21 protein-coding genes are annotated in these 25,227 nt (G+C 72.6%); 11 read left to right on the top strand and 10 right to left on the bottom strand.

Going from position 1 to position 25,227, the window contains the following annotated elements; all coding sequences use genetic code 11:
- Nucleotides 1-264: 264 nt before the first annotated feature.
- On the bottom strand, nt 265-1,644 hold the full coding sequence (locus tag EOINJALH_RS10710) for a M17 family metallopeptidase (protein WP_088280350.1): 1,380 nt from the start codon (nt 1,642-1,644) through the stop codon (nt 265-267).
- A gap of 81 nt (nt 1,645-1,725) precedes the next feature.
- On the opposite strand from EOINJALH_RS10710, the gene pyrF reads away from it, so the two are divergent.
- The 3 genes from pyrF to EOINJALH_RS10695 all read left to right on the top strand — a co-directional run bounded on the left by pyrF (nt 1,726) and on the right by EOINJALH_RS10695 (nt 6,832).
- Nucleotides 1,726-2,562 carry an orotidine-5'-phosphate decarboxylase gene (gene pyrF / locus EOINJALH_RS10705; protein ID WP_088280349.1) on the top strand — a complete coding sequence of 279 codons (837 nt, stop codon included), beginning with the start codon at nt 1,726-1,728 and terminating at the stop codon, nt 2,560-2,562.
- A gap of 105 nt (nt 2,563-2,667) precedes the next feature.
- The gene (locus EOINJALH_RS10700; RefSeq protein WP_088280348.1) at nt 2,668-5,871 is read left to right on the top strand and encodes a PAS domain S-box protein; all 3,204 of its coding nucleotides are present in this window, start codon (nt 2,668-2,670) and stop codon (nt 5,869-5,871) included.
- 139 nt (nt 5,872-6,010) lie between these two features.
- Complete coding sequence (locus EOINJALH_RS10695) at nt 6,011-6,832, top strand: MHFG family PEP-CTERM protein (RefSeq protein ID WP_144289966.1); 822 nt, start codon at nt 6,011-6,013, stop codon at nt 6,830-6,832.
- Nucleotides 6,833-6,845: 13 nt separating this feature from the next.
- Here the strand turns inward: EOINJALH_RS10695 and EOINJALH_RS10690 are convergent, their stop codons facing one another.
- The 3 genes from EOINJALH_RS10690 to EOINJALH_RS10680 form a co-directional block, all read right to left on the bottom strand.
- Nucleotides 6,846-8,540 (bottom strand): M14 family metallopeptidase, encoded by a 1,695-nt coding sequence (locus EOINJALH_RS10690; RefSeq protein ID WP_088280346.1) that lies wholly within the window; start codon nt 8,538-8,540, stop codon nt 6,846-6,848.
- Nucleotides 8,541-8,642: 102 nt separating this feature from the next.
- Nucleotides 8,643-9,098, bottom strand: coding sequence for a signal peptide prediction (locus EOINJALH_RS10685; RefSeq protein WP_234413776.1), 456 nt, complete (start codon nt 9,096-9,098; stop codon nt 8,643-8,645).
- Nucleotides 9,095-9,664 carry a GNAT family N-acetyltransferase gene (locus EOINJALH_RS10680; protein WP_088280345.1) on the bottom strand — a complete coding sequence of 190 codons (570 nt, stop codon included), beginning with the start codon at nt 9,662-9,664 and terminating at the stop codon, nt 9,095-9,097. Before EOINJALH_RS10680 ends, EOINJALH_RS10685 begins: the two co-directional genes overlap by 4 nt.
- A gap of 44 nt (nt 9,665-9,708) precedes the next feature.
- Between EOINJALH_RS10680 and EOINJALH_RS10675 the strand changes: the two genes are divergently transcribed.
- The 3 genes from EOINJALH_RS10675 to EOINJALH_RS10665 all read left to right on the top strand — a co-directional run bounded on the left by EOINJALH_RS10675 (nt 9,709) and on the right by EOINJALH_RS10665 (nt 12,305).
- Nucleotides 9,709-10,620: a 2-dehydro-3-deoxygalactonokinase gene (locus EOINJALH_RS10675; protein WP_088280344.1), complete on the top strand. Its 912-nt coding sequence runs from the start codon at nt 9,709-9,711 to the stop codon at nt 10,618-10,620.
- Nucleotides 10,621-10,657: 37 nt separating this feature from the next.
- Complete coding sequence (locus tag EOINJALH_RS10670; RefSeq protein WP_088280343.1) at nt 10,658-11,290, top strand: 2-dehydro-3-deoxy-6-phosphogalactonate aldolase; 633 nt, start codon at nt 10,658-10,660, stop codon at nt 11,288-11,290.
- Nucleotides 11,291-11,360: 70 nt separating this feature from the next.
- Nucleotides 11,361-12,305, top strand: coding sequence for a DMT family transporter (locus tag EOINJALH_RS10665; RefSeq protein WP_088280342.1), 945 nt, complete (start codon nt 11,361-11,363; stop codon nt 12,303-12,305).
- A 63-nt stretch (nt 12,306-12,368) separates the two neighbouring features.
- Here EOINJALH_RS10665 and EOINJALH_RS10660 read toward each other — a convergent pair whose 3' ends face one another.
- Both EOINJALH_RS10660 and EOINJALH_RS10655 read right to left on the bottom strand, forming a co-directional pair.
- Nucleotides 12,369-12,944, bottom strand: a complete 576-nt coding sequence (locus EOINJALH_RS10660) for a hypothetical protein (protein WP_144289965.1) — start codon at nt 12,942-12,944, stop codon at nt 12,369-12,371.
- A gap of 3 nt (nt 12,945-12,947) precedes the next feature.
- A complete protein-coding gene (locus EOINJALH_RS10655; protein WP_088280340.1) occupies nt 12,948-13,754 on the bottom strand; it encodes a DUF6502 family protein in 807 nt (268 codons plus the stop codon).
- A gap of 75 nt (nt 13,755-13,829) precedes the next feature.
- Here EOINJALH_RS10655 and EOINJALH_RS10650 point away from each other — a divergent pair, with 75 nt between their 5' ends.
- A complete protein-coding gene (locus EOINJALH_RS10650; protein ID WP_158219717.1) occupies nt 13,830-15,935 on the top strand; it encodes a beta-propeller domain-containing protein in 2,106 nt (701 codons plus the stop codon).
- A 108-nt stretch (nt 15,936-16,043) separates the two neighbouring features.
- A complete protein-coding gene (locus tag EOINJALH_RS10645; protein ID WP_088280338.1) occupies nt 16,044-17,189 on the top strand; it encodes a hypothetical protein in 1,146 nt (381 codons plus the stop codon).
- Between the two features lie 66 nt (nt 17,190-17,255).
- Here EOINJALH_RS10645 and EOINJALH_RS10640 read toward each other — a convergent pair whose 3' ends face one another.
- Complete coding sequence (locus EOINJALH_RS10640; protein WP_234413775.1) at nt 17,256-19,349, bottom strand: ATP-dependent helicase; 2,094 nt, start codon at nt 19,347-19,349, stop codon at nt 17,256-17,258.
- 39 nt (nt 19,350-19,388) lie between these two features.
- A complete protein-coding gene (locus EOINJALH_RS10635; protein ID WP_088280336.1) occupies nt 19,389-19,622 on the bottom strand; it encodes a hypothetical protein in 234 nt (77 codons plus the stop codon).
- 166 nt (nt 19,623-19,788) lie between these two features.
- Between EOINJALH_RS10635 and EOINJALH_RS10630 the strand changes: the two genes are divergently transcribed.
- Both EOINJALH_RS10630 and EOINJALH_RS10625 read left to right on the top strand, forming a co-directional pair.
- Complete coding sequence (locus EOINJALH_RS10630) at nt 19,789-22,761, top strand: adenosylcobalamin-dependent ribonucleoside-diphosphate reductase (protein WP_088280335.1); 2,973 nt, start codon at nt 19,789-19,791, stop codon at nt 22,759-22,761.
- Between the two features lie 72 nt (nt 22,762-22,833).
- Nucleotides 22,834-23,229: a hypothetical protein gene (locus tag EOINJALH_RS10625; RefSeq protein ID WP_088280334.1), complete on the top strand. Its 396-nt coding sequence runs from the start codon at nt 22,834-22,836 to the stop codon at nt 23,227-23,229.
- 35 nt (nt 23,230-23,264) lie between these two features.
- Here EOINJALH_RS10625 and EOINJALH_RS10620 read toward each other — a convergent pair whose 3' ends face one another.
- Entirely contained in the window at nt 23,265-23,705 is a 441-nt protein-coding gene (locus tag EOINJALH_RS10620) for an ArsC/Spx/MgsR family protein (RefSeq protein ID WP_088280333.1), read from the bottom strand.
- Nucleotides 23,706-24,092: 387 nt separating this feature from the next.
- On the opposite strand from EOINJALH_RS10620, the gene EOINJALH_RS10615 reads away from it, so the two are divergent.
- Nucleotides 24,093-24,479 carry a hypothetical protein gene (locus EOINJALH_RS10615; protein WP_088280332.1) on the top strand — a complete coding sequence of 129 codons (387 nt, stop codon included), beginning with the start codon at nt 24,093-24,095 and terminating at the stop codon, nt 24,477-24,479.
- Nucleotides 24,480-24,537: 58 nt separating this feature from the next.
- Here the strand turns inward: EOINJALH_RS10615 and EOINJALH_RS10610 are convergent, their stop codons facing one another.
- Nucleotides 24,538-25,200, bottom strand: a complete 663-nt coding sequence (locus tag EOINJALH_RS10610; RefSeq protein ID WP_088280331.1) for a hypothetical protein — start codon at nt 25,198-25,200, stop codon at nt 24,538-24,540.
- Between the last annotated feature and the right edge of the window lie 27 nt (nt 25,201-25,227).

Below are 25,227 nucleotides of genomic sequence, written 5' to 3'. Positions count from 1 at the left end.
CCTCGTGAACTGACTCGGCGGCGCCGTGCGCAGCGCACGCAGTGCGCGGAGCAAAGTGGACGCCGGGGCTGACGGCCCGATCGGCGGTGGGAAGTCGGCGCGCAGCGCCGACCGCCGGAGGTCGCGTGCTGCGGCCTGCCCGGCCGCGGCTTTGCCGCCTCAGCGCCCAAAGGTCAGGACACTGTCCAGCCCCACTGCACGCAGAACCTCTGCTACGAGCCCAAACCCGACCCGTGGTTTCGAATGGTCGACGGGCAGGTCGGTTCAGCCCCGGCCGTAGCGCCGCTCGAAGAAGGCCAGCAGCGCGCGCAGCGATTGGGCCTCGCCGCCCACCGGGCGGCCGGGGCGGGCGGTGTCGTTCCAGGCGAACAGATCGATGTGCAGCCAGGGCGTGGCTTCGGGCACGAAGTGGTCGAGGAAGAGGGCGGCATTGATCGCCCCGCCGTGCGCATTGCGGCCGGTGTTGACGATGTCGCCGATGCTGCTTTCGATGCCGGGCCGGTAGTCGCGCCACAGCGGCAGGTGCCACAGCGGGTCGCCCAGGCGCAGGCCCAGGTCCATCAGCTCGCGCGCCATCTCGAAGCGGTTGGAGAACAGCGCCGGCAGCTGCGGCCCCAGCGCCACGCGCGCGGCGCCGGTGAGCGTGGCCAGGTCGACCATCAGGTCGGGCCCGCCCTCGGCGCCATAGGCCAGCGCGTCGCACAGCACCACGCGGCCCTCGGCATCGGTGTTGCCGATCTCGATGTGCAGCCCGGCGCGGGTGCGGAACACGTCGCCCGGCCGGTAGGCGTTGCCGGCGATGGCGTTGTCCACCGCCGGGATCAGCAGTTGCAGACGCACCGGCAGCGCGCGCGCCATCACCAGGCCGGCCAGCGCCAGCGCATGGGCCGCGCCGCCCATGTCCTTCTTCATCTGGCGCATGCCGTCGGCGGTCTTGATGTCCAGGCCGCCGGTGTCGAAGCACACGCCCTTGCCGACCAGCACCAGCCGCGGGTCGCCGGGCCGGCCCCAGTTCAGCTCGATCAGGCGCGGCTCGCGCGTGGACGCGCGGCCCACCGCGTGCACCGACGGGAAGCCGGCCTTCAGCAGCGCCTCGCCGCGCACCTGCCGCAGCTTGGCACCGTGCGTGCGGGCCAGCGCCTGCACCGCCTCGGCCAGCTCGGCCGGGCCCAGGGCCTCGGCCGGGGTGTTGACCAGGTCGCGGGTCAGGGCCACCGCGTCGGCCATCTGCAGCCCGCGGCGCGCGCCGTCCGACGGGCTCAGCACCAGCGTGGCCGGGGCGCGCGTGCGTGGGCGGTAGCGGTCGAAGGCGTAGCTGCCCAGGCGCCACGACAGCGCCGCGGCCTCGGCATCGACCGCAGCGCCGTCGGCGGCCAGCCGGTAGCTGCCCTGGGGCAGGGCCATCGGCAGCGACGACAGCTGGTGCACATCGCCGGCCTGGCCCAGGCCCGCCCACACCTCGGCCAGGCCGCCATCGGCGGCGGGCACCAGCGCATGGGTGTGCGGCGCGGCGCGAAAGCCGGTGGCCTCGAGCCAGCGCCGCGTGGCGGGTGGGGCTGCGGCCAGGGCATCGGGCAGTTCGGCGGCCGTGAGCGCGCGCAACGGGGTCGACGACGCGGGGGGCTTCTTCAGCTGGACGGTCATGGTGCGGGCGGTGGTCGGCCGGAGAGCCCGCATTGTGCGCGGGCAGAATGGCGCCACCGCCCCAGCCCCGAGCGCCCCATCATGAACTTCAATGACATGCTCGCCGATGCCGAGCGCCTGCACGACTCGATGCTGTGCGTGGGGCTCGACCCCGAGCCGTCGAAGTTCCCCGGGGCGTGGAAGGGCGATGCCGACCGCATCTTCGATTTTTGCGCCGCCATCGTCGACGCCACCAAGGACCTGGTGATCGCCTTCAAGCCGCAGATCGCCTACTTTGCCGCGCACCGCGCCGAGGCGCAGCTCGAGCAGCTGATGGCCCACATCCGCCGCGTGGCGCCGGGCGTGCCGGTGATCCTCGACGCCAAGCGCGGCGACATCGGCGCCACCGCCGAGCAGTACGCCCGCGAGGCCTTCGTGCGCTACCAGGCCGATGCGGTGACGCTGTCGCCCTTCATGGGCTTCGACTCGATCGAGCCCTACCTTCGCCACGACGGCAAGGGCCTGATCCTGCTGTGCCGCACGTCCAACCCCGGCGGCAGCGACCTGCAGGCGCAGCGGCTGGAGGGCGGCGAGCGCGTCTTCGAGCGCATCGCCCGGCTGGCCGCGGGCGACTGGAACCGCAGCGGGCGGCTGGGCCTGGTGGTCGGTGCCACCTTCCCCGAGGAGATCGCCCAGGTGCGCGCGCTGGCGCCGACGCTGCCGCTGCTGATCCCCGGCGTCGGCGCGCAGGGTGGCGATGCGGCGTCCACCGTGCGCGGCGGCTGGCGCGCCGAAGGCGGGCGCACCACCGGGCCGATCATCGTCAACTCATCACGTGCGGTGCTGTATGCCTCGTCGGGCAACGATTTCGCCAGCGCGGCGCGCGCTGTCGCCCAGGCCACCCGGCGCGAACTGGCTGCCGCCCGGCCGCCAACCTGATCTGGCGCCCGGCAGGGGCGGTCCCCGGCGCCGCCGACCCAGCCTTGCCGCCGCCCACAGCCCAGGCACTTGCTGCGACACTGCCGCTTCGCCAGGCCTTCGCCCATGTCGCCGATCCCGTCCAACCCCCGGCTCCTGATTGCCGCCACGCTGCGCGCGGTCTTCGGGTTCGCCGCGGCAGGGTCGGTGGTGGCCGCCTTCAACCTGGCGCTGGCCACCGCCACGCTGAGCCCGGCCGTGCGCGGCGCCTTGATGGCGGCGTACGGCGTGATCGGCGTGGCCAGCCTGCTCGCGATGCGCCTGAGCCTGCCGCGCGCGCAGGCGGTGATGCTGCCCCTGCTGCTGTTGACGCTGGCCGTCATCGGTTCGGCAGGGCTGACCACCGGTTGGGGCCTGCGCACGCCGGGCCTGTACTTCCTGGGCGTGCTGTGCTGCATGACCTGCACGGTGGCCCGCCGACGCGATGCCGTGGTCGCCACGCTGGCTTCGCTGGTCCTGGTGGGCGGATTCGGCCTGGCCGAGGCGACGGGCCTGGTGCCGGCCTTCGTCGGGCCGGGTCATGCGCCGCTGCTGGCGCGCACGGCGGTGCAGTGGGCGGCGATCCTGTTCGGCGCCGGTGCCGGGTTGATGCTGGCGGCGCTGGTGCGGGCCCATGTGCGCGAATCGCGCGAGCGCGAGGAGCGCTTCCGCGACCTGCTCGGCATCGCCGCCGCGGCCTACTGGGAAACCGACGAGCAGTTGCGCATCTGCCATGTCTCGCGCCGCAGCGTCTCGGCCGAGTTCATGCCACTCGAACTGCGCAGCCAGGTCGCGCCCTGGGACAGCCCGCATCTGCAGTTCGAGCCCGGGGTGGGCGATCGCCTGCGCGCCCAGATGCAGGCCCGCGAACCGGTGCGCGACGCCCCGATGTGGTGGCGCCGGCCCGGCGTGCCGGAGCAGCGTCTGCTGATCAGCGGCGAGCCGCGCTTCGATGCTGCCCGCCAGTTCACCGGTTATTGGGGCGTGGCCCGCGATGTCACCGCAGAGCACCGTGCGCGCGAGGCCCTCATCGACACCGAGCTGCGCTACCGCGACCTGTTCCGCCGCACCCCCACGCCCATGGTGCTGCACCACCGCGGCACCATCATCGACGCCAACGAGGCCGCGGCCACCTTGTTCGGCTTCGACGTGGGCGACGGCATGGCGGGCCTGCCCCTGCACATGCTCAACGCCTCCGGCGACAAGGCCGAGTTCGATCGCCGCATGGCGCCACTCACCGACCTGCCGCTGGGCGAGGCCTTGCCGCTGGCCACCTATCGCCTGGTCACGCGAGACGGCCGTGCCCTGGTGGTCAAGGCCACCGGGGTGCGCGCCGACATCGGCAACCAGCCGGCCACGCTGTCGATCTTCATCGACGAGACGGCCCAGCACGCCGCAGCGGCCGCGCAGCAGCGGTCCGAGCAGCTGCTGCGCCAGGTGGTGTCGATGAGCCCCGATGTCATCACGCTCACCGACCTGGACACCGGCCGCTACGAGATGGTCAACGAGAGCTTCACGCGGCTGGCCGGCTACGAGGCCGGCCAGGTGATCGGCCGCACCGCCCACGAGCTGGGCATCTGGGGCTCGCTGGAAGACCGCGAGCGCCTGGTGGCCGCGCTGACGCAGAGCGATTCGGTGACCGACGTGGCGGTGAGCTTCGTGCACCGCGACGGCCACCGCCTGCCGATGCTGGTGTCGGCGTCGCGCTTCATCCGCGAGGGTCGGCCCTATCTCGTGATCAACGCGCGCGACATGTCCGAGGCCAACCGCGACCGCATCGAGCGCGAGGCCATCATGGCCAACGCGTCGGTGGGGCTGGCGCACACCCGCCAGCGCCGCTTCGTGATGGTCAACCCACGCTTCGAGCAGATGTACGGCTGGCCACCCGGGCAGCTGGTGGGCCAGTCGGCGCGGGTGGTGTGGTCCAGCGATGCCGACTACGAAGCGGTGGGCGCCGAACTGGGCCCGGCGCTGCGCCACGGCGAGCAGGTCGAGATCGAGCGCATCGCGCGCCGCTGCGACGGCAGCACCTTCCTGGCGCGCATGCGAGCCAAGGCCATCGATCCGCAGCACCCGTCGTCGGGCGGCACGATCTGGATCGCCGAGGACGTGACCGCCCAGCGCCAGGCCGAGGCCGAACTGGCCCGCGCCCGCGACGCCGCCGAAGCCGCCAACCGCGCCAAAAGCGCCTTCCTGGCCAACACCAGCCACGAGATCCGCACGCCGCTCAACGGCCTGGTGGGCCTGGCCCGGCTGGCCCGCCAGCCCGGCGTCGAACCCGAGCGCATGCACCAGTACCTCGAACAGATCGGCGACAGCGCCGAGACCCTGTCGATGATCATCTCCGACATCCTCGACCTGTCCAAGATCGAGGCCGGCCGTCTCGAGGTGGACAGCGCGCCCTTCGACCTACCGGCCCTGCTGCATTCGCTGCACCGCGCCTATGCCTCGCTGGCACACAGCCACGACCTGGCCTTCGAGATGGCGCTCGACCCGCACCTGCCCGAGCTGGTGCAGGGCGACGCGTTGCGGGTGCGCCAGATCCTGGCCAACTACCTGCACAACGCACTGAAGTTCACGCCGCAGGGCCGCGTCAGCCTGAGCGCCCGCTGCCTCGACGGCGACCGCATCCGCTTCGAGGTCTGCGACACCGGGCCCGGCATCGATGCGGCCACCCAGGCGCGGCTGTTCAAGCCTTTCACGCAGGCCGACGAGTCCATCACCCGGCGCTTCGGTGGCACCGGGCTGGGCCTGTCGATCTGCCGCGAGCTGGCCCACCTGATGGGTGGCACCGTGGGCCTGGACAGCCAGGCCGGCCGCGGCAGCTGCTTCCACGCCGAGCTGCCGCTGCCACCGGTCTCGGCCGAGGAGGCGGCCTCCACCCACGGGGCGCTCGACCACGACGCGCTGCGCGGCGCGCACGTGCTGCTGGTCGAGGACAACGCCGTCAACATGATGATCGGCGTGGCGCTGCTCGAGCAGTGGGGCATCGTCGTGGCCCAGGCCGAGGACGGTGCGCAGGCCATCGAGGCGGTCGAGCGCAGCGTGGCCGAAGGGCGGCCTTTCGACGCCGTGCTGATGGACGTGCAGATGCCCGGGATGAGCGGCTACGAGGCCACGCGCCGATTGCGCGAACGCTGGGATGCCCGCCGATTGCCGGTGATCGCGCTCACTGCCGCGGCGCTGGTGTCCGAGCGCGAGCGGGCCCTGGCCATCGGCATGAACGACTTCGTCACCAAGCCGATCGAGTCCGACCGGCTGCGGCAGGCGCTGCGGCGGGTGTTGTCCTGAGACCTCACGTGACATCGCGCACGTCGCTCCGTCCTGCGTTCGCGGGGGTGGCGCCTCGCGGGGCGGGTCGCCGGTTGGTACAGTCGGGAGGCGTGCCGGATGTCCGGCACCGTTAGTAGCCGTAGTAAGCTGCCTGTCGATGTCGCTCGCCTTTGCCTCCCTGTTGGTGGCCGCCTCCGCGGTCACGCCCGATTGCTCCTGGGACAGGCCGGGGCACCGGCCGTTCATGGGCGACGTGGTGGCGGCGGTCGACCGCTACACCGACATCCCCCGCCCGGTGCGCGAGCGGCTCAAGGCGCGCATGGGCCGCAGGGCCTACGACGAGATCGTCTCGATCCGCCGCGATGCGCTGGTCGGCAAGGCCACCTATGGCGCCGACATCCGCGACATGCACTTCGCCAACGGCCAGGTCTGCCGCACCGTCAGCCGCGCGGGCTGGACCGACGCCATGCAGGAGCGCGGCCTGGTCTACTGCGAGAGCGGCCACTGCATCCTGGTGCCCACGGTGTGCCGCAATGTTTCGCGCATCGTGCGGCAGGCCCCGGCGCCGGCCATGGCCGCCCGGGGCGGCGGTGGCGGCACGCCCGGCGGCGCTGGCGTGCCGGTGCTCGAAGTCTCGCCGGCCGGCGGCGTGCTGACCGACCCGGCCGTGGTGGCCGCAGCGCCGCCGCCCGTGGTGCCCGCGGTGGAGGCGCCCACCAGCTTCATCGGCCAGACGGCGGCGCCGACCATGCCGTCGGTGGTGGCCGCGGCGGCCGACCCGGCACCCTGGTGGCCGATGGTCTCGGCGGTGCCCACGCTGGGTGCCGGTTTCGGCGACCCCGGCACGGGCGTGCGGCCGCTGGTCGTCGACCCCGTCACGCCGCCGTCGCCGGTGCCCGAGCCCCGCGCCGAATGGCTGCTGGCGCTGGGCCTGGTGGTGCTGGTGGCCCGGCGCCGCTGGATGCTGCGGCGCGACTGACCCCCACGGGCCTTCAGTCGAGGCTGATCTCGGTGCGCACCGTGCCGGCGCGGTCGGCCGAGGCGGTCAGCGCGATGCGGGTGCCGTGCGGCGCGCGCACCACCCACTCGGCCACGGCGCGGTCGGCCGTCACCTGGCGGTTGGGCAGGAAGGCCTGCAGCGAACTCTTCGGCGCATGGCCGTCGAGCTGCGGGCCGACGATGCGCGCGGTGCCGCTGACCAGGCTCACGCCGGGCGGCAGGTGCATCTCGAATACCACGCCGCGCGCCGTCTTGCGCTCGAGCGCGCGCTTCGTGATGTGCGAGGGCAGGTAGCCGGCGTTGGCCACCGCGAAGCGCACGCGCCAGGTGTCGGGGCCCAGCGCGCGCACCTCGGTGCGCAGCACCTCGAGCTTGGGCAGGCTCAGGCCCAGCGTCGTCAGCCAGGCCGGGAAGCGGGCCACCTCGCGCTCGCGCAGGTGCACCGGCGGGTTGCGCCAGAAGTTCAGGCGGTCCCAGCCGCCGAACTCCACCCGGCCGAGCTGCGGGTGCACCACAGGGTACCAGTCGACGTGGGCCTGGCCGCCGCACTGCTCGTCGCTCCACTTCAGCAGCTTCAGGTCGTCCTCGACCGGGTGCTCGCGGTACCAGTGGATCCAGTCGTAGTCGGTGATGCCGGCCTCCTTGTTGGGGGCCCAGATCTCCACCGTCCAGAACAGCGAGCCCAGGTGCTCGTACATCCAGTCCTGGGTGCCGGTGATCACTTCCTTCGGGTGATATTTGAAGTCGTGGTAGATGCTGATGGCGGGGTAGCCGGTGAGCTTCTCGCCCAGCGCCGACAGGCGCTTGTAGATCCACAGGTCCTCGGGCGTCATGTCGTCGTCGCTCTGCGTGCCCATGGGCCGCAGGATCACGCCCGAGTGCGTGTGGAAGCTGACGCCGGCGCCGATGTTCGGGTGCCTGACGATGAAGTCGACCATGGCCCGCACCTCGGGCTCGCTGGTGGGGTAGGGCCCGGCGCCGGTCTGCTCGAACTCCTGCCGCCAGTAGGCCGGGAAGTTGCGGTTCAGGTCCAGGCCCTCGCGGTTCGGGTTCACCTGGATCTGCAGGCCGTCGTACTGCGTGAGCGTGCCCTCGGGCATCACGCGGTAGTACTGGCCGCCGAACTCGCCGGGCTCGCGCGGCACCATCAGCCGCGGCTCGTCGACATGGCACTTCCAGGGGCCGTGCGGGTCGGGGATTCGCATGTAAAGGACGCGGCCATCGCCGTCGACGTCCTCGACGGTGAGGCCTTCCACCGGGTCCTCGTCCCACGGATAGGGCCGGGTCGACGAGCGGATGTGGCGGGGCCGGTCGGCCATGGCCAGCTCGGCGCCATCGGGGTTCAGGCGCGGACAGATGTAGACGACGCGGGTGTCCAGCAACTGCGTGATGCGGTCGTCGAAACGGTGCCCCAGCACCAGCTGGTGCAGCCAGTACAGGCAGGCGGTGCTGGACGTCAGCTCGCCGGCGTGGATGTTGCCGTCGATCCAGAACCCGGGCTTGTCGGTGTCGGCGCCGGTGGCGGTGTTGGTCACGGTGACCAGCCAGATCTCGCGGCCCTCGTGGCTCTTGCCCAGCGAGCTCAGGGCGATCAGGTCGGGTCGGGCGTCGGCGTAGTCCTGCAGCAGGCGCGTCAGTTCGGCGTAGCGGTAGAACTGATCGAAGCGTGGGATGGGGATCGCGGGCATCGTCGGCGCGTGCGTTGAGGGGGTCGATCGAGTGTCGCAGAGCGGTGTGCGTGCGCGCCTGCTGATTCACCCGCGACGGGTTGTCGCAGGGCCGGTATCCGTTCAGGATTCCCGGATGCTGCGGCGGTCCTCGACGGCAAAGGCCTCGCGTTCGAAGGGGTTGTCGCGGTAGGCGTCGCGCCCGCGCAGCCAGCACAGCGCGCTGGCGCCGAGGTACAGCGGCACGAACAGCGGGCCCCAGCGTTCGGCCTGCCGCACGTGGACGCGTTCGTGCATGCGCCAGCGGCGCATGGCCCGCGCATCGACGGCCAGCACCACGTGCCCCAGCGTGATGGCCTCGAAGGGCAGGTGGCGCGCCAGCGCCCGCAGCGCGGCGCCCGGGCGCCGCGCGCTGAGCTCGAGCACGCCGTCGACGAGGCGCCCGCGCGCGCCCAGCCCCCACATCGGCACCGCGGCCAGCAGGCCGATCAGCGTGGTCGGTGCGGCCCAGGCCAGCCGCGCGATGCGGGCCGGCGACAGGGGCACGCGGCCGGGCGACGCGGCGGCACGCCGCTTCACAGTTCGGCGCCCAGTGCGCGGCCGGGCAGCCAGCAGGCCATGCGCGTGGCGCGGCAGCCGCCGCGCTCGAACTCGCGCGAGATCGGCACGAAGCCCACCGAGCGGTAGAACGGCAGCGCCGGCCGCGTGGCATTGAGCTCGACCGTTGTCACCTGCGGGAAGCGCGCCTCCAGTTGCTGCCGTGCCTGCTCCCACATCCGCCGCGCGATGCCGCGTCGCAGCGCGGTCGGATCGACGAAGAGCAGGTCCAGCCGCACCGGCTGGCGCATCAGCAACACCCCGAGCAAGACCCCGGCGTCGAACGCGCCCAGGGCCAGGGCCGGTGTGGCCAGGGCCTCGCGCAGCGCCGCCGGCGAGGTCTCGTGGTGGAAGCGCACGCAGGCCTCGGCCGACCAGGTGGACGCCACCAGGTGGTCGAAGCCGGCCTGCACCAGGGCCGAGGCGGCGTCGGCCTCGTCGGCGCCCAACGGGCGCAGCGTGGGGCCGAGCTCGGCCGCCGCGTCGGCGGCGTCCGGTGGGAGCGCGCCAGGCGCGTCGTCGGCTCGGTGGGGGTCGTGGCTGGCCATGGGCCGCAGTGTGCCGCCACAATGCCCCGGCACCCTCCCTTGCCATGACACCTTTGCCGATTGCCCCCCGCTGGCTCGCCGTCGACTGGGGCACCTCGTCGCTGCGCGGGGCGCTGCTGGACGCGCAGGGCGGGGTGCTCGACGAGCGCGCCGCGCCGCGCGGCCTGCTCACCGTGCCGGCCGGCGGCTGGCCGGCCGTGTTCGACCAGACCTTCGGCGACTGGCTGCAGCGCTGGCCCGACCTGCCCGGCCTGATGGCGGGCATGGTCGGCAGCCGCCAGGGCTGGGCCGAGGCGCCCTACGTGGCCTGCCCGGCGGCGCTGCCCGACCTGGCCGCGCACCTGCACTGGCTGCGGCCCGGGCGCCTGGCCATCGTGCCGGGGCTGTCGGTCGACCGCGACGGCCGGCCCGACGTGATGCGCGGCGAGGAGGTGCAGATCTTCGGTGCCCTGCATCGATTGCAGCAGCGCGATGCCACCGTGCTGCTGCCCGGCACGCACAGCAAGTGGGTGACGGTGCGGGACGGCCACGTGGTCGACTTCGCCACGCACATGACGGGCGAGTGCTATGCGCTGTTCCGCCAGCACTCGATCCTGGCGCGCGGCCTGCCCGAGGCCGACGGGCCGCTCGTGCCCGAGGCCTTCGACGAGGGCGTGGCGCGGGCGCAGCAGCCGGGCGGCCTGCTGCACCACCTGTTCGGCGTGCGCACGCTGGGGCTGTTCGACCGGCGGCCACCCGAGGCCCTGGCCAGCCTGCTGTCGGGCCTGGTGATCGGCGAGGAGCTGCGCGCCCGCGCCGTCGCGCCCGGCCTGGCCGTGGTGCTGGTGGGCAGCGATGCACTGGCGCTGCGCTACGGCCGCGCACTGGCGCACCGCGGCGTGCAGGCCACGGTGGTGGACGCGCAGGAGGCGTCGTGGCAGGGGCTGTCCGCGCTGGCCGCCGCGATGACCCCCTGAGCGCCGTGCGCCGCACCGGCGCCGCGACAATGGCCCGATGACCACCCCCCGCGATCGCCTCGAGGTCGCCCTGCAGGTGCTGCCGCTGGTGGCCATCCTGCGTGGCCTGACGCCGCCCGAGGCGCTGCCGGTGGGCCGGGCGCTGGTGGCGGCCGGCTGGTCGATGCTGGAGGTGCCGCTCAATTCGCCGCACCCGCTGGACAGCATCGCGGCGCTGGCCCAGGCCCATCCGGCCGCGCTGGTGGGCGCCGGCACCGTGCTGCAGCCGGCCCAGGTGCGCGAGGTGCATGCTGCCGGTGGCCGGCTGGTGGTCTCGCCGCACACCGATGCCGCGGTGATCGCCGAGGCCGTGCGCCTGGGCATGGTCTGCCTGCCCGGCGTGGCCACGCCCACCGAAGCCTTTGCGGCGCTGGCCGCCGGGGCCACCGGGCTCAAGCTCTTCCCGGCCGAGATGCTGTCGCCGGCCGTGCTGCAGGCGCTGCGCGCGGTGCTGCCCGACGGCGTGCCGCTGCTGCCGGTGGGGGGTGTCGGCGCCGAGCAACTGCCGGCCTGGCGCGCCGCCGGGGCCTCCGGCGCCGGCATCGGCTCCACGCTGTACCGGCCCGGCGACGCGCCGGCCGAGGTCGGGGCGAGGGCAAGCCGATTGGCCGCGGCCTGGCGCGGCGCATGAGCCCCGACAAGCCACCCGTTGGCGCCCGTGCGCGCCGTGTGCCCGGCAAGGCCGCCCTGAGGCGGTGCCGATGAACGAGCCCGGGCCGTCGGGCCCGCCTGTGATCACACGGTCCTTCCGCGTCGGGCCGGTGGGCCCGCGCGGCCTGCTGCTGGCCACCATGGCCGCCTGGGGCCTGAACCTGCCGGTGATGAAGCTGCTGCTGCCGGTGTTCGGGCCGATGGGCACGTCGCTGTGGCGCATGCTCGCGGCCTGCGCGCTGCTGTCGGCCGTCACCTGGACGGCGGCGCGGCGTTGGCCGCGGCTCGAGGCGCGGCAGTGGGCGATGCTGGCCCTGTGCGGGGCGGTGATGGTCTATGCCAACCAGGTGTTCCTGATGCAGGGCATGCGGCGCACGACAGCTTCCAACGCCGCGCTGATCATGGCGCTGAACCCGTTGCTGTCGTCGCTGCTGGCGGCCCTGACGCTGCGCGTGCCGGTGACCGGGCTGCGCCTGGCCGGCGTGGCGCTGGGCTTCGGCGGCGTGGCGCTGGTGATCCTGAACCGGCCCGGCGCCCTGCTGGGCTCCGGCGGCCTGGGCGACCTGCTGGTGCTGGGCGCGGTGGCCACCTGGGTGGCCGGCGGCGTGATGGTGCAGCGGCTGGCCGACCGCCGCGCGGGCGGGCTCGACTCGGGCACGGTGAGCTGGGCCGTCAACCTGGCCGGCACGCTGCTGCTGGCCTTGCATGTGCTGGTGGCGGGCGATCCGCTGGTGCTGCCCGGCGCCACCGTGACGCCCGGCCTGGTGGCGATGCTGGTGGCCTCGGGCTTGCTGGCCACGGCGGCAGGTGCGCTGGTGTGGAACCGGGCACTGTCGGTGCTGGGCGTGGCGCACGTCTCGCTGTACGTGTACTGGGTGCCGATCTTCGGGGTGGCGTTCTCGGTGCTGCTGCTGGGCGAGGCCCTCACCGTGTGGCACGGCGTGGGCCTGGCGGCCGTGCTCGGCGGCACCTGGCTGGGCACCCGGCGCGGCTGAGCGGCACCGTCACCTGACGCCGGCCGGGTGGTCGTCCCGTCCGGCGTCGGCCGTGCCCGGGCTTCAGGGGCAGTCCGTCGGCATCGACAGCGGCCCGGTGATGCGCTGCAGCGTCAGCGGGCCCAGCACGGTGCGTCCGGCCAGGTCGCGCAGCAGCACCGACAACTGGGCACCGTCACCGCCCGGCACGGCCTGCACCGTCAGGCTGGCGAGCACCCGCTCGGCCGAGCCGGGGGCGCTGTAGCTGCCGAAGAAGCGCGCATCGTTGGGGGCGGCCACACCCCACTGGCCGACGAAGTCGAGGCCCTGGCAGCGCTCACGCAGCCGCAGCGTCTGGCCCCGCAGGTCGACCTCGACCGCGTTGGCCCGCGAGGTGTCGGCGTAGACGACCGTGCGCGTGCCGTCGCCCACCGGCGAGTCGGCCGTGCCGGGTTGCAGGGCGCCGCAGGCCAGTTGATCCGCGAACGCGGCGGTGCACAGGTTGACCGAGCTGGCGCCGAACACCGCCAGGTCTGCAGGCGATTCGCCGGTGCCGGTGCCGCCGGTGCCCGGCCCGCAGCCCGACAGGCAGGCCGCCAGCGCGGCCATCACGAGGGCCAGCCTGGGCGTGGAGGAACGGCGGAACGGGGGACGGTTCACGGCTCAGGACTCCCTGTCGCTGAAGAAGTAGATGCCGACGCGCGCCCGGTGGCGTCGCTCGTCGGGCGGGGCCTCGGCGGCATCGGTGTCGAAACGCCGCTGGGCCTCGCCCATCAGCGTCTGGAAGGCCTGCTGCCAGGCCTGCGCCGACACCGTGTGCAGCCGCGCCGCCGAGGCCTCGGTGATCTGATCGACGAACACCGACTGCTCGAGGAAGTTGCGATCGCCCTGCAGGTTGGCGGCGGCCGCGGCCAGGTGGTCGTGCAGGTTGTCGGCGAACAGCGTGGCCATCTCGTCGAAGCCCTGGCGCGGCGCGAAACCGCCGGGCCGCAGCGTGACGGTGGACTCGTCCTCGGTGACCACGCCCAGGCGCTTGAGTTCGTCGAGCACCGCACGGGGGCGCACGTCGCGGCTGAGGGCGGCGACGAGGTCGTCGAAGCTGGCGCCATCGCCGCTGCGTGGCAGCGGCCGGGGCAGGCCGTCGGGCTCGACGAAACCGGGCTCGTGCAACCAGCGCGCCACCACCTGGGTGGCCAGGCTCAGCGGCTCGCGCGCCGGTGACGCGGCGCGCTCGGAGCCGCGCGTCAGCGTGCGCACGTCGCGCCGGTGCACGCCGCACAGCAGGGTGATCGCGCTGTCGGTGGCCGGCATGCCGCGGCTGGCCAGTTCGGCCTGCGCCGCGTCGAGGAACACGCGCTTCAGTGCCGTGGCGAATGCAGGGTAGGTGATGCCGTGCCGCAGCAGCAGCCGCACCGCGGGCTTCAGCACGCCGAGCACGGCGTGCAGGACGGTGGCGGAATGGGCACTCATGCGGCGGGGCTTGACGGGTCTGTCGACGTGTGGGATATTTTCCCACGCATTGAATCGAAACACAAGGAGGGCGTCATGACGCCGAATGTAGGCAATCGCGGCCGGTGCCTGGTGCTGGCCGGCGCCGTGTGGGGGCTGGTGGGCTGTGGCGGTGGCGAGTCGTCGACCCCCGCGCCCGGGCCCACGGTCCCCACCGCCCAGGCGCTGCAGGCCTCCCAGCCCGGTGAATGGCTGGCGCAGGTCAAGACCAAGCTGCGCGCCCGCCGCGATGCCCGGCTGGCGCATCCCCAGGCCGACCTGTCGCTGCTGTTTGGCGTGTCGGGCGTGCCGGGCGTGGTGACCTCGGTCGCCGGTGCGCCCCCCGCTGGCGCGCCCCTCGCCGATGCGGCCGCCCCGGAGCGCTCGGGCACCACCCTGCAGGAGCAGGGGGTCGAGGAAGACGACTTCATCAAGAGCGATGGCACCCACCTGTACACGCTCGACGTCTTCACGCCGGCGCCGGCAGGGCAGGACCCGACCCAGCTGAAGGTGCACCGACGCCGTGCCGACGGATCGCTGGAAGCCGTGTCCAGCCTGCGCCTGCCGCTGGAGGGCGACCTCAGTTCGACGACCCAGGGCCTGCTGCTGGCCGAGGGCGCCCGCCGCCTGGTCGTGCTCGGCGCCCTGTTCCGGGCCTATGCCCTGGGCTGCTACGGCAACCCGGCCGCCGACTGCGTGCTGACGGCCGAGAACCTGCCGCCACCGGGCGAAGTCAGTTCACGCGTCCGGCTCGACCTGTTCGACCTGGCCGATCCGGCCCGGCCCTCGCTGGCGCAGCGGGTGCTGATCGATGGCTGGCTGGTCGGCAGCCGCCAGATCGGCGATTCGCTGATGGTCGTCACGCAGCATGCCCCGCTGGTGCCCTACGAGGTCCTGCCGCTGACGGCCACCGCGGCCGAGCGCGAGGCGGCCCTGGACTCGCTGCGGTCCGCCGACCTGCTGCCGAAAGTGCGCATCGGCACGGCGCCACCGCAGCCGCTGGTGACCGAGACCGACTGCCTGGTGCAGCCCAGGAACGCCTCGCTGGGTGTCACCGTCACCACCGTCACGGTGTTCGACCTGCGGTCGCCGACGATGGCGCGCACCAGCCGATGCTTCCTGGGCGGCACCGAGGCGGTGTACATGTCGACGCAGTCGCTCTACCTGGCCACCACCCAGTACGAGCAGCCGGTGGCGGTGAACGGGCTGATCCGCTACGACCCGCGCACCACCACCGACATCCACAAGTTCGCCATCGGCCCGCAGGCCATCGACTACCGCGGCTCCGGCGAGGTCGAGGGTCACCTCGGCTGGGACCCCTCCCTCAAGTCCTATCGCATGAGCGAATGGAACGGTGACCTGCGCGTGCTCAGCTTCACCGGCGAGACCGGGTGGTTCATGCTGGCCGCGTTCGGAGGGGGCGGCGCACCGGGAACCACCGCCGCGCCCGACCCCGGCCCGCCATCGCCGGCCACGCTCAGCGTGCTGCGCGAGCGGGCGTCCGATCGCAGCCTGCAGATCGTCGGCAAGCTGCCGAACGCACAGCGGCCGGCCCTGCTGGGCAAGGCCGGCGAACAGGTGCACGGCGTGAGGCTGCTGGGCGACCGGGGCTACGTGGTCACCTTCCGCTTGACCGATCCGCTGTACGTGCTGGACATGTCCGACCCCACCGACCCCAAGACCGTCGGCGAACTGGAGATGCCCGGCTTCTCGTCCCACCTGTTCCCTCTGCCGGGCGGGCTGCTGCTGGGCGTCGGCTCCGATGCGTCCGACCGAGGCATCCTGGGCGGGATCAAGGTGGCCTTGTTCGACGTCGCCAACCCGGCCCGACCGCGCGAGCTGAACAGCCTGGTGATCGGCGAGCGTGGCAGCTTCACCGCGCTCAGTGGCTCGCCCCATGGGCTGAACCTGTTCATCCGCACCGGCGTCGCCCGCATCGCGCTGCCGATGTGGCTGTTGTCGCCACCGAAGGACACCCCGGCGGACGGGCTGCACCGCTTCGAAGTCGACCTGCAGGCGCGGACACTGCGCAGCCGTCCGACGATCGCGCCGGCCCCGGGCGCGCCAGGCGACCTCTTCAACCTGTGGACCGACCGAAGCCTGCAGATCGAGGACCATGTGTACTATTTATCGCGAGGACAGATGACGTCGGCGCGATGGTGACGGCCTGGCACAGCCGATCGGGTGGGGTGCTCTGCTATCTTCGATGACGATGCGCCGAGCGGTTCGCTGGCGCATCGAATCCATCGACCAGTCCAGCAGGGAAGCCCCATGAACCCGATCCGTTTGACCTCTCTCGCCGCCGCTTCGGCCCTGGCCGTGCTGCTTGGCGGCTGTGGCGGAGGCGACAGCAGCCCCACCGCCCATCCGCTGGCCAGTGCCGCGGCGACGGCCCAGCCCTCCGCACTGCCCGGCGCTGACGCCCGTCGGCGCGCGCAGGCGGTGCTCGGCACGATCAACGTGACCCAGTTGCTCAACTGGGCCGAGCAGCAGTACCCGGCGCTGTTCCCGGCTGGGCCGGCCAACCAGTCGCTCACGTCCGGCGGCGTGACCTACACGCTGCGCTACTACGACCGCACCAAAACCTACCTCGGCGTGTCCACCGACGGCACGGTCTATGCGCTCGGCGCCTTCACCAGCAACAACATCCAGAGCTTCGGCAAGATGTCGGATTACACCTGCCAGGTGTCGCCGAGTCTCTGTGTCGAAGACCCGCCGGTCAACGGCAGCCTGAACGAGTGCATCGATCCGGCGGCGGCGAGCCTGCCCACTGGCTTCAGGGTCGAGCTCGTGTACACCTACACCGGCGTCATCACCGGCGACCAGACGGTGCAGAGCGTGATCCTCGGCCCCGGCACGTTCGAAGGCCAGTCGGCCATCGAGGTGAAGTCCACCACCTCGGGCACGAACACGATCGAGGGCTTCCCGGTCACCACCACCACCGAAGTCCGCACCTTCGAGCAGGCGGCCACCAACGGCCTGACCCGCACGCTGGGCAGCAACATCGAATCGACGCAGACCTTCTCGGTGCCGGGCATCCCGTCGCTGGGCTCGTCGAAGAGCAAGATCGTCTACAACCCGGCCACGCTGAACACCGAGTTCACCCTGAAGGTGGGCGAAAGCCTGACCAAGACCGAGGCGTTCACGACGACGATCTTCACGCCGGTGCCCGGCAGCACGTCTGCGACCGGCTCCAACCGCTACACCTTCGAGACCAAGGAGTCGATCACGCTGTCCAACGGCAAGCGCTTCGACACCTGCCGCTACCGCATGACGAGCCTGCCCGACAACACCAGCACGCTCACCTGGCTGATCGTGGGCAAGGGCGTGATGGTCAAGTCGACCGGTGCCGTGAAGGACGGCGGTACCCAGACCATCGAGCTGAAGTCTGGCCAGTACAACGGCCAGCAACTCTGACCGCGATCGCCCTCGCGTCCCGGTGGGGGCCGGGGGCTTGCGGCTGGTGCCCGCAGAGCGGCGCGGTCAGTCCCAGGCCGCCCGCAGTTGCCCGGCCAGGTCGAACGCGGGCACGGGCAGGTCGGCGGCGGCCGGCCCGGGCCGCGTGGCCGCCGGCCCCACCGCCTCGAACAACTCGGCCACCGCGGGCGGGATGAAGCGCGACAGGCCGCCGTAGAGGTGTCGGTCGCCCAGCTTGCGCTGCTGGGTGACATGGAAGCGCTGCGGCACCATCAGGTTCAGCCGGTGCTTTGCGCGCGTCATGGCCACGTACAGCAGGCGGCGCTCCTCCTCGATCTCGGCCGCGCTGCCGGTGGACAGGTCGGCCGGCAGGCAGCCGTCGATCACGTTCAGCACGGTGACGGCCGACCATTCCTGGCCCTTGGCCGAGTGGATGGTCGACAGGATCAGGTAGTCTTCGTCGCGGTGCGGCACGCCCGATTCGTCGCTGGTGGCCTCGGGCGGGTCGAGCGTCAGCTCGGTCAGGAAGCGCTCGCGCGACGATTGGCCGGTCGCCAGGCGCAGCAGCTGGTCGAGATCGGCCTGGCGCACGGCGGCGTCGTCCTCGTGCAGCCGCTGCAGGTGTGGCCGGTACCAGCCCAGCGCCGCGTCCAGGTCGGCCGGCCAGAGGGCGAGCGCGCCAGTCAAGGTTCGCATCAGCGCGGTGAGCGCCGACCAGTCCGCCGCCGCCGCGGCGGGCGGCGCGAAGGCCTGCAGCGCCGCGGCCGGGTCGGCGGCCGCGTCCATCGCGTCGAGCAGGCGCCGCGCGGCCGCCGGGCCCATGCCCGGCACCAGTTGCGAGACGCGGAAGCCCGCCAGCCGGCTGCGCGGGTTCTCGGCCCAGCGCAGCACCGACAGCACGTCCTTCACATGCGCGGCCTCGAGGAACTTGAGGCCGCCGTACTTGACGAACGGGATGCGCCGCCGCACCAGCTCGAGCTCCAGCGCCGCTGCATGGTGGCCGGTGCGGAACAGCACCGCCTGCTGCCGCAGCGGCACGCCCTCTTCGCGCTGGGCCAGCACCTCATCGGCCACCCAGGCGGCCTGGGCCATCTCGTCGACCACGCTGACCAGGCGCGGCCTTGCCGACGACTCGCGCGCCGACCACAGCGTTTTGGCGTGGCGCTCGGCGCTGAGGGCGATGACGGCGTTGCTGGCCGCCAGGATCGGCGCGGTGGAGCGGTAGTTCTGCTCCAGGGCCACCACCCGCGCCGGTGGGTTGAAGCGGCCGGCGAAGTCGAGGATGTTGCGCACCTCGGCGGCCCGGAAGCTGTAGATCGACTGCGCATCGTCGCCCACCACCGTGAGGCCTCGGCCGTCGGGCTTGAGGGCGTGCAGGATGGCGGCCTGCACGCGGTTGGTGTCCTGGTACTCGTCGACCAGCACATGGTCGAAGCGCGCGCCCACGTGCGCGGCCAGCGCCGGGTCGGCCAGCATACCGGCCCAGCCCAGCAGCAGGTCGTCGAAGTCGAGGCAGTGCTGGGCCAGCTTGTCGGCCACGTAGGCGCGGAACAGCCCCTGCAGCTCGCGCGACCAGTCGGCGCACCAGGGGTACTGCTGGCGCAGCACCTCGTCCAGCGGCGACTGGCTGTTCACGCAGCGCGAGTAGATGCCCAGGCAGGTGCCCTTGAGCGGGAAGCGCCGCGTGGTGGCGGCCAGGCCCTGGGCCTGCCTGGCCAGGCCCATCAGGTCTTCGGCATCGGCGCGGTCGAGCACGGTGAACTGCGGCGACAGGCCCAGTGGCGCCGCGTACTCGCGCAGCAGGCGCGCACCGATGGCGTGGAAGGTGCCGGCCCAGGGCAGCACCGGTGGCGACTGCGTGGCGCGCAGGCCCAGCGCCTGGTGCAGCAGGCGGCCGGCGCGGCGCTGCATGTCGTGCGCCGCGCGGCGCGAGAAGGTGATCAGCAGCAGGCGCTGCGGGTCGGCACCATCCAGCACCAGTTGCGCCACGCGGGCGGCCAGCGTCATGGTCTTGCCGGTGCCCGCACCGGCGATCACGAGCAGGGGCCCGTGGCCGTGGCCGACGGCCTGGCGCTGGGCGGCGTTGAGGGAGGAGAACGGATCGGCGGCAGGCGCCGGATGACCCACGCCGGGGGGCGTGTCGACCGCCGTTGGGGTCACGGCAGGCTGCTCAGGGCAGGTCGACCGGGGCCTGTGCCGTCAAGGGCCGACGGACTGCCCGGCTTCCTTGCACGAGGGCGCGCACACGGTCTGGGCCTTGCCCAGCAACTTGCGTGTCTTCAGCAGCGAGCGCGGGCGATGCTTGCCGCACAGGAAGCACGACATGGTCGAGCCTCCGAAGGCGCCCGCGGGCGCGAAGGGCGACCCCGGGGCCTTGCTGCGGTAGCGCAGGCCGTCGGCTTCGATGCGGGTCTTGACCTCGTCTTTGGCCATTGCAAATTTCCCTGTTCCGAATCAAAGAGGGGGATTGCCCCAGATCGCCAAGGATACTGTATAAACCCTCAGCCTGCGATGGGGCCATCCCTTGGCCCCTGATCCGACCGGTCCGCACGCCCCGATTTCCACCCCCATTTTTCCGGCGCAGCGCGCCTTGCCGCCCATGAGCAACGAACCCATCGCCGATCCCGTGTCCCGCCAGCTGGCCGATCTGGCCGAGCAACCCATCAGCGCCGAGGTGCTGGCCGAAAAGTACGCCAAGGGCGACGAGCTCACGCTCGACGACGTGCGCCGCCGCGTCGCCCGGGCGCTGGCCGAGGCCGAGGCCGACGACCAGCGCGCCGCCTGGGAGGCCCGCTTCCTCGACGCCCAGCGCCGCGGCTTCGTGCCCGCCGGCCGCATCAACTCGGCCGCCGGCACGGGCCTGGCGGCCACGCTGATCAACTGCTTCGTGCAGCCGGTGGGCGATTCCATCTCGGTGCCCGACGACGGCTTCCCCGGCATCTACACCGCGCTCACCGAGGCCGCCGAGACCATGCGCCGCGGCGGCGGGGTGGGCTACGACTTCTCGCGCATCCGGCCGCAGGGCGCCTGGGTGGGCGCCACGCAAAGCCACGCCTCCGGCCCGGTGAGTTACATGCGCGTGTTCGACCGCAGCTGCGAGACGGTTGAATCCGCCGGCAGCCGGCGCGGCGCGCAGATGGGCGTGCTGCGCTGCGACCACCCCGACGTCGAAGCCTTCATCCGCGCCAAGGACCAGGGCGACCTGAAGAACTTCAACATCTCGGTCGGCGTCACCGACGAGTTCATGCGCGCGGTCGAAGCCGACGGCGAGGTCGAACTCGTGCACAAGGCCGAGCCCGGCCCGTCGCAAAAGGCCGACGGCGCCTGGCGCCGCGGCGACGGCCTGTGGGTCTACCGCAAGCTGCGCGCGCGCGAGCTGTGGGACCAGATCATGCGCAGCACCTACGACCATGCCGAGCCCGGCGTGCTCTTCCTCGACCGCATCAACAACGACAACAACCTCGGCTACTGCGAGACCATCACGGCCACCAACCCGTGTGCCGAACAGCCGCTGCCCCCCTACGGCTGCTGCTGCCTCGGCAGCATCGACCTCACGCACTTCGTGCAGCGGCCTTTCGAAGGCGATGCCGCGTTCGACGAGGCCGGCTTCGCCGAGGTGGCCAAGGTGGCGGTGCGCATGCTGGACAACGTGCTCGACGTCACCGTCTGGCCGCTGCCGCAGCAGCAGGAAGAGGCGCGCACCAAGCGCCGCATCGGCCTGGGCTTCACCGGCCTGGGCGATGCCCTGGTGATGCTGGGCCTGCGCTACGACACCGAAGAGGCGCGCGCCATGGCGCGGCACATCTCCGCGGTGATGCGCGACGCCGCCTACGACGCGTCGGCCGACCTGGCGCGAGAGCGCGGCTCGTTCCCGCTGTTCAATGCCGACCTGTACCTGTCGGGGCGCTCGCGCCGGCCCGGTACCGGCGCGGAAGCCAAGGGCAATGGGTCGGCCGCTTTCGGCAGCTTCGCCACGCGCCTGCCGCAGCCGCTGAAGGACAAGATCCGCACGCAGGGCCTGCGCAACTCGCACCTGCTGTCGATCGCGCCCACCGGCACCATCAGCCTGGCCTTCGCCGACAACGCCAGCAACGGCATCGAGCCCGCCTTCAGCTGGACCTACACCCGCAAGAAGCGCGAGGCCGACGGCAGCTTCAAGCACTATGCCGTCGAAGACCGCGCCTGGCGCCTTTATCGCCACCTGAAGGGCGAGCAGGCCCCGCTCACCGACGCCTTCGTCACCGCGCTCGAGATGAGCGCCGAAGCGCACGCGGCGATGGTGGCCGCCGTGGCGCCCTTCATCGACACCTCGATCAGCAAGACCGTCAACGTGCCGGCCGACTACCCCTACGCCGAGTTCCAGGGCCTGTACCACCAGGCCTGGGCCGCGGGGCTGAAGGGCCTGGCCACCTACCGGCCCAACAGCGTGCTGGGCTCGGTGCTCAGCGTCGACGCCGCGCCGGCAGTGGTGGTGCAGCCCTCGCCGCTGACCGCCGACGGCGCCAACCAGCGCCTGCGGGTCGACCGCCTGCCCGCGCCGGTGCTGGCCTCGCTGCGCTGGCCCAGCCGGCCCGAGATGCCCGGCGGCAACTCGGCCTGGAGCTTCATGATCCAGCACCCGCACGGCGATTTCTCGCTGTTCGTCGGCGAGATGCCGGCCGAGGCCGGGCCGGGCCTGGGCCTGTTCTCGAAGACGCTGCCCTTCGAGGTGTGGGTCAACGGCGCCGAGCAGCCGCGCGGCCTGGGCGCGCTGGCCAAGACGCTGTCGATGGACATGCGCACCAACGACGCTTCATGGCTGAAGCTCAAGCTCGACGCGCTGGCCACCGTGGCCGAGGAGCGCGCCTTCGAGATGCCGATGCCGCCGCACGGCGAACGCCGGCTCTTCCCCGGCGTGGTGGCCGCCACCGCGGCCGTCATCCGCTGGCGCTGCGAGCAGCTGGGCGCGCTGCAGGAAGGCGGCCCGGCGCCGGTGATCGACGCCATGTTCAGCCGCGAGGAGCCGCGCACCGGCACCTCGGGCACGCTGGCCTGGGCGGTGGACGTGGACAACGCCGCCACCGGCGAATCCTTCACCGTCACGCTGAAGGAGGTGTCGCTGCCGGCGCCCGATGGCAGCCATGTGACGCGTCCGTGCGCCATCGGCTTCTCGGGCAACTACCCGCGTGCGCTCGATGGCCTGGCGCGGCTGCTGTCGCTCGACATGCGTGTGCTCGACCCGGCCTGGATCGGCATGAAGCTGCGCAAGCTGCTCAACGTCGGCGAGCCGCTGGGCCACTTCATGGCGCCGGTGCCCGGCGAGCGGCGCCAGCAGGTGTGGCCCAGCACCGTGGCCTACATCGCACGGCTGGTGATCCACCGCTACGCGATGCTCGGCGTGCTCGACGAACAGGGCCTGCCGCTGCGCGAGATGGGCATCCTGGCCTCGCCGGCGCTGAAGGCCGGCAACGGTGGCGGCAGCATCGCCCCGATGGCCGGCAAGCCCTGCCCCGAGTGCGGCAACTCCACGCTGATCCACAAGGACGGTTGCGAGTTCTGCACCGCGTGCGGGTTCGTGGGGCAGTGCGGCTAGCAGCCGACCGCTGCCGCAGCCCGGTCTGGCGTGGGTGCCCATCGTCGGTGGCAGGCACCACCTCGGTCCGCGTTGACCGCGCTGCGCTGGGTGCTCACCGCGCCGGTGGCGGGCATCGGGTACCTGGCGGCGGTGCTGTTCGTCGTGCTGCTGCTGTCACTGCTGGATCGGCTGTGCCCGCCCGAGCTGATGGTGTCGGGCCAGTGCGGGGCCGCGTGGTACCGCCCGGCAGAGCAGGCCGCGTTCGCCGTGGCCGGCGCGCTGGGGGCGGCGCTGTTCGTCGCGCTGCCCTGGTGGACGGCGCCCGCGCACCAGCGGCGCGTCGCCGCCGCGGCCTGCGCATTGGGCGCGGCCTGGGTGACCTGGGTACTCGTCGCCGTGGGCAGCAGCTTCCTGCTGACCTTCCTGTCGTCGGTGGCGGCCGGCGTGGCCACCACCTGGCGGCTCTCGCGTCGTTCGGGTCCGTGAGGCCAGCAGCGGGCTGTCGCGTCCGCTGACGGCGCTCACGCCTGGCCGGGGGCTTCGGTGCCGCAGGTGGTGCCCGGCGCCGCGGCGCAGCCCTCCAGCGACGCCGCCGTGCCCGCCGGGGCCTGCAGGCCGACGAAGCGCTCGACCTCCGCCACGTCGAAGCCGACCAGCCGCGCGCCGTCCTCGCGCTGCATCAGCGGTCGGCGGATCAGCAGCGGTTCGGCGAGCAGCGCCGACAGTGCCTGAGCGGCGTCCAGCCGATCCGGCACCACCTCGCCGTTCTTGATGCGCGGCGCCGCCAGGTTGAACCAGCGCGGCACCGGCAGCGGTGCCAGGAAGCCGAGCAGCGACTCGGCCGTCCAGGGTTCGCTGAGCAGGTCGCGGCGGACCAGCGTGTGGCCGGCGGCCTGCAGCAGCGCGCGCTGGCGGGCGTTGCCGGCGCAGCCGGGCTTTTCGTAGAAGTGGATCGTGGCCATGGCCGGTGGAATGCAATCGCCGTACCCGACAAGTGCCACCGCGGACCGATGCCGCTGCGGCGGCGCCGGCAGAGGGCGGGCGGACGCTGGCGGCCCGGTCTGCCGTCATCGGGCTCGGCACTCCGCCCGGCGCCCCGCGGCCGCCAAACCTTGTCGTCTTCCGAACAATCGGCCCGGCCACGGACGGTCTGTGGGCGCTCGCCAGACCCACCTCGGCGCCGCGCGCGTCGGGTTCGCCCCCCGTAAGCCGCCCGCCGCGCTCAGTGTTCTATGTGGCCCTGCGGCCCGCGTCGCATGGCCCATGGACCGCTTGTTGCTTCGTGCCGGACGATCGCCCCGACACGGCCATCACCGCGGTGGTGGCCCCACCCAGTCCATCGAGCCGCCATGAAGATCGCCATCGCTGTCAACGCCGACGCCACCCAGGTCAGCGGCCATGCGGGCCAGGCCCGGCACTGGCTGCTGTTCGACTGCCAGCCGGGCACCCCGGTGCCGCCGGCCACGCCGTTGATGCTCAGCGAGCAGCAACTGCCGCATCACTTCAGGGACGACGGGCCGCACCCGCTGCACGGTGTCGAGGTGATGGTGGCGGCCAGCGCGGGCGACGGCTTCAAGCGCCACATGGCGGGCTGGGGCGCCCAGGTGCTGCTCACCGGCGAGACCGACCCGCAGCGCGCGCTGTCGGCCGTCCTGGCCGGCGAGGCCTTGCCCGACACGCGCTTCGACATCACGACCACGCTGTGCAAGCTGCGCGACTTGTTCTCGCGCCATTGACCGACCGCCGCGCCCACTGCCGGCAGAGCCGGCCGCCGGGCAGCGGCCGGCGTGGGCGTCAGTTGGCGGCGAAGCAGTAGAACAGGCCGGCGCCGCCCGAGGACTTCAGCGCGTCCTGGCTGCACCCGCGCGAGCCGTGCGAGGAGTTCCACGACTTCATGTGCCAGCTGTCCTTCAGGCCGATGCGGTCGTGGTGGCCGACGATGGCCGAGCCCTCGCCGCTCTTGGTCCAGTTGCCGCAGGTGGTGTCGCCGCCGGCGGTGGAGTAGTTGCCCGACGGGTCGGAGCCGGTGAGGATGTCGTGCGTGTTGACCGTGTCGCCCCGACCGCTGACCACGGCGCCCTTCTCGGTCAGCGCGGTCTGCTTGGTGAGGTTGGCCGATGCCGAGTGCAGGTCGTCCGGGTTGCGGGCGATGACCTCGCCCTTGGCGTTGACCCACGGGCCCTTGCCGATGCGGTCGCGGGCATTGACGCCGGCGTCGCCGCCGGGGGCGGTGGTGCTGAGGTAGGCGCGCCAGTTCGCCAGCGGCGATCCAGCGGACTTGGCCAGCGTGTTGCAGTGCGCGTCGGCGCCTTCCAGGCCCCCCAGGTCGGCGCCCTTGCCCGAGCCGACACTGGTGACGAAGAACGACATCGTGGACGACTGGCCCATCGACGTGCAGCCGGCGGCCAGAGCCGCCAGGCTCAGGACGGCGGCGAGTGCGGTGGTGGAACGCTTCATCGGGTCTCCTCGGGTGTTTTGGGGGAT

The organism is Ideonella sp. A 288, assembly GCF_002198735.1.
Lineage (GTDB): Bacteria > Pseudomonadota > Gammaproteobacteria > Burkholderiales > Burkholderiaceae_C > Pseudaquabacterium.
Note: the sequence above shows the minus strand (reverse complement) of the source record. Positions and strands in the feature narration are given on the sequence as shown.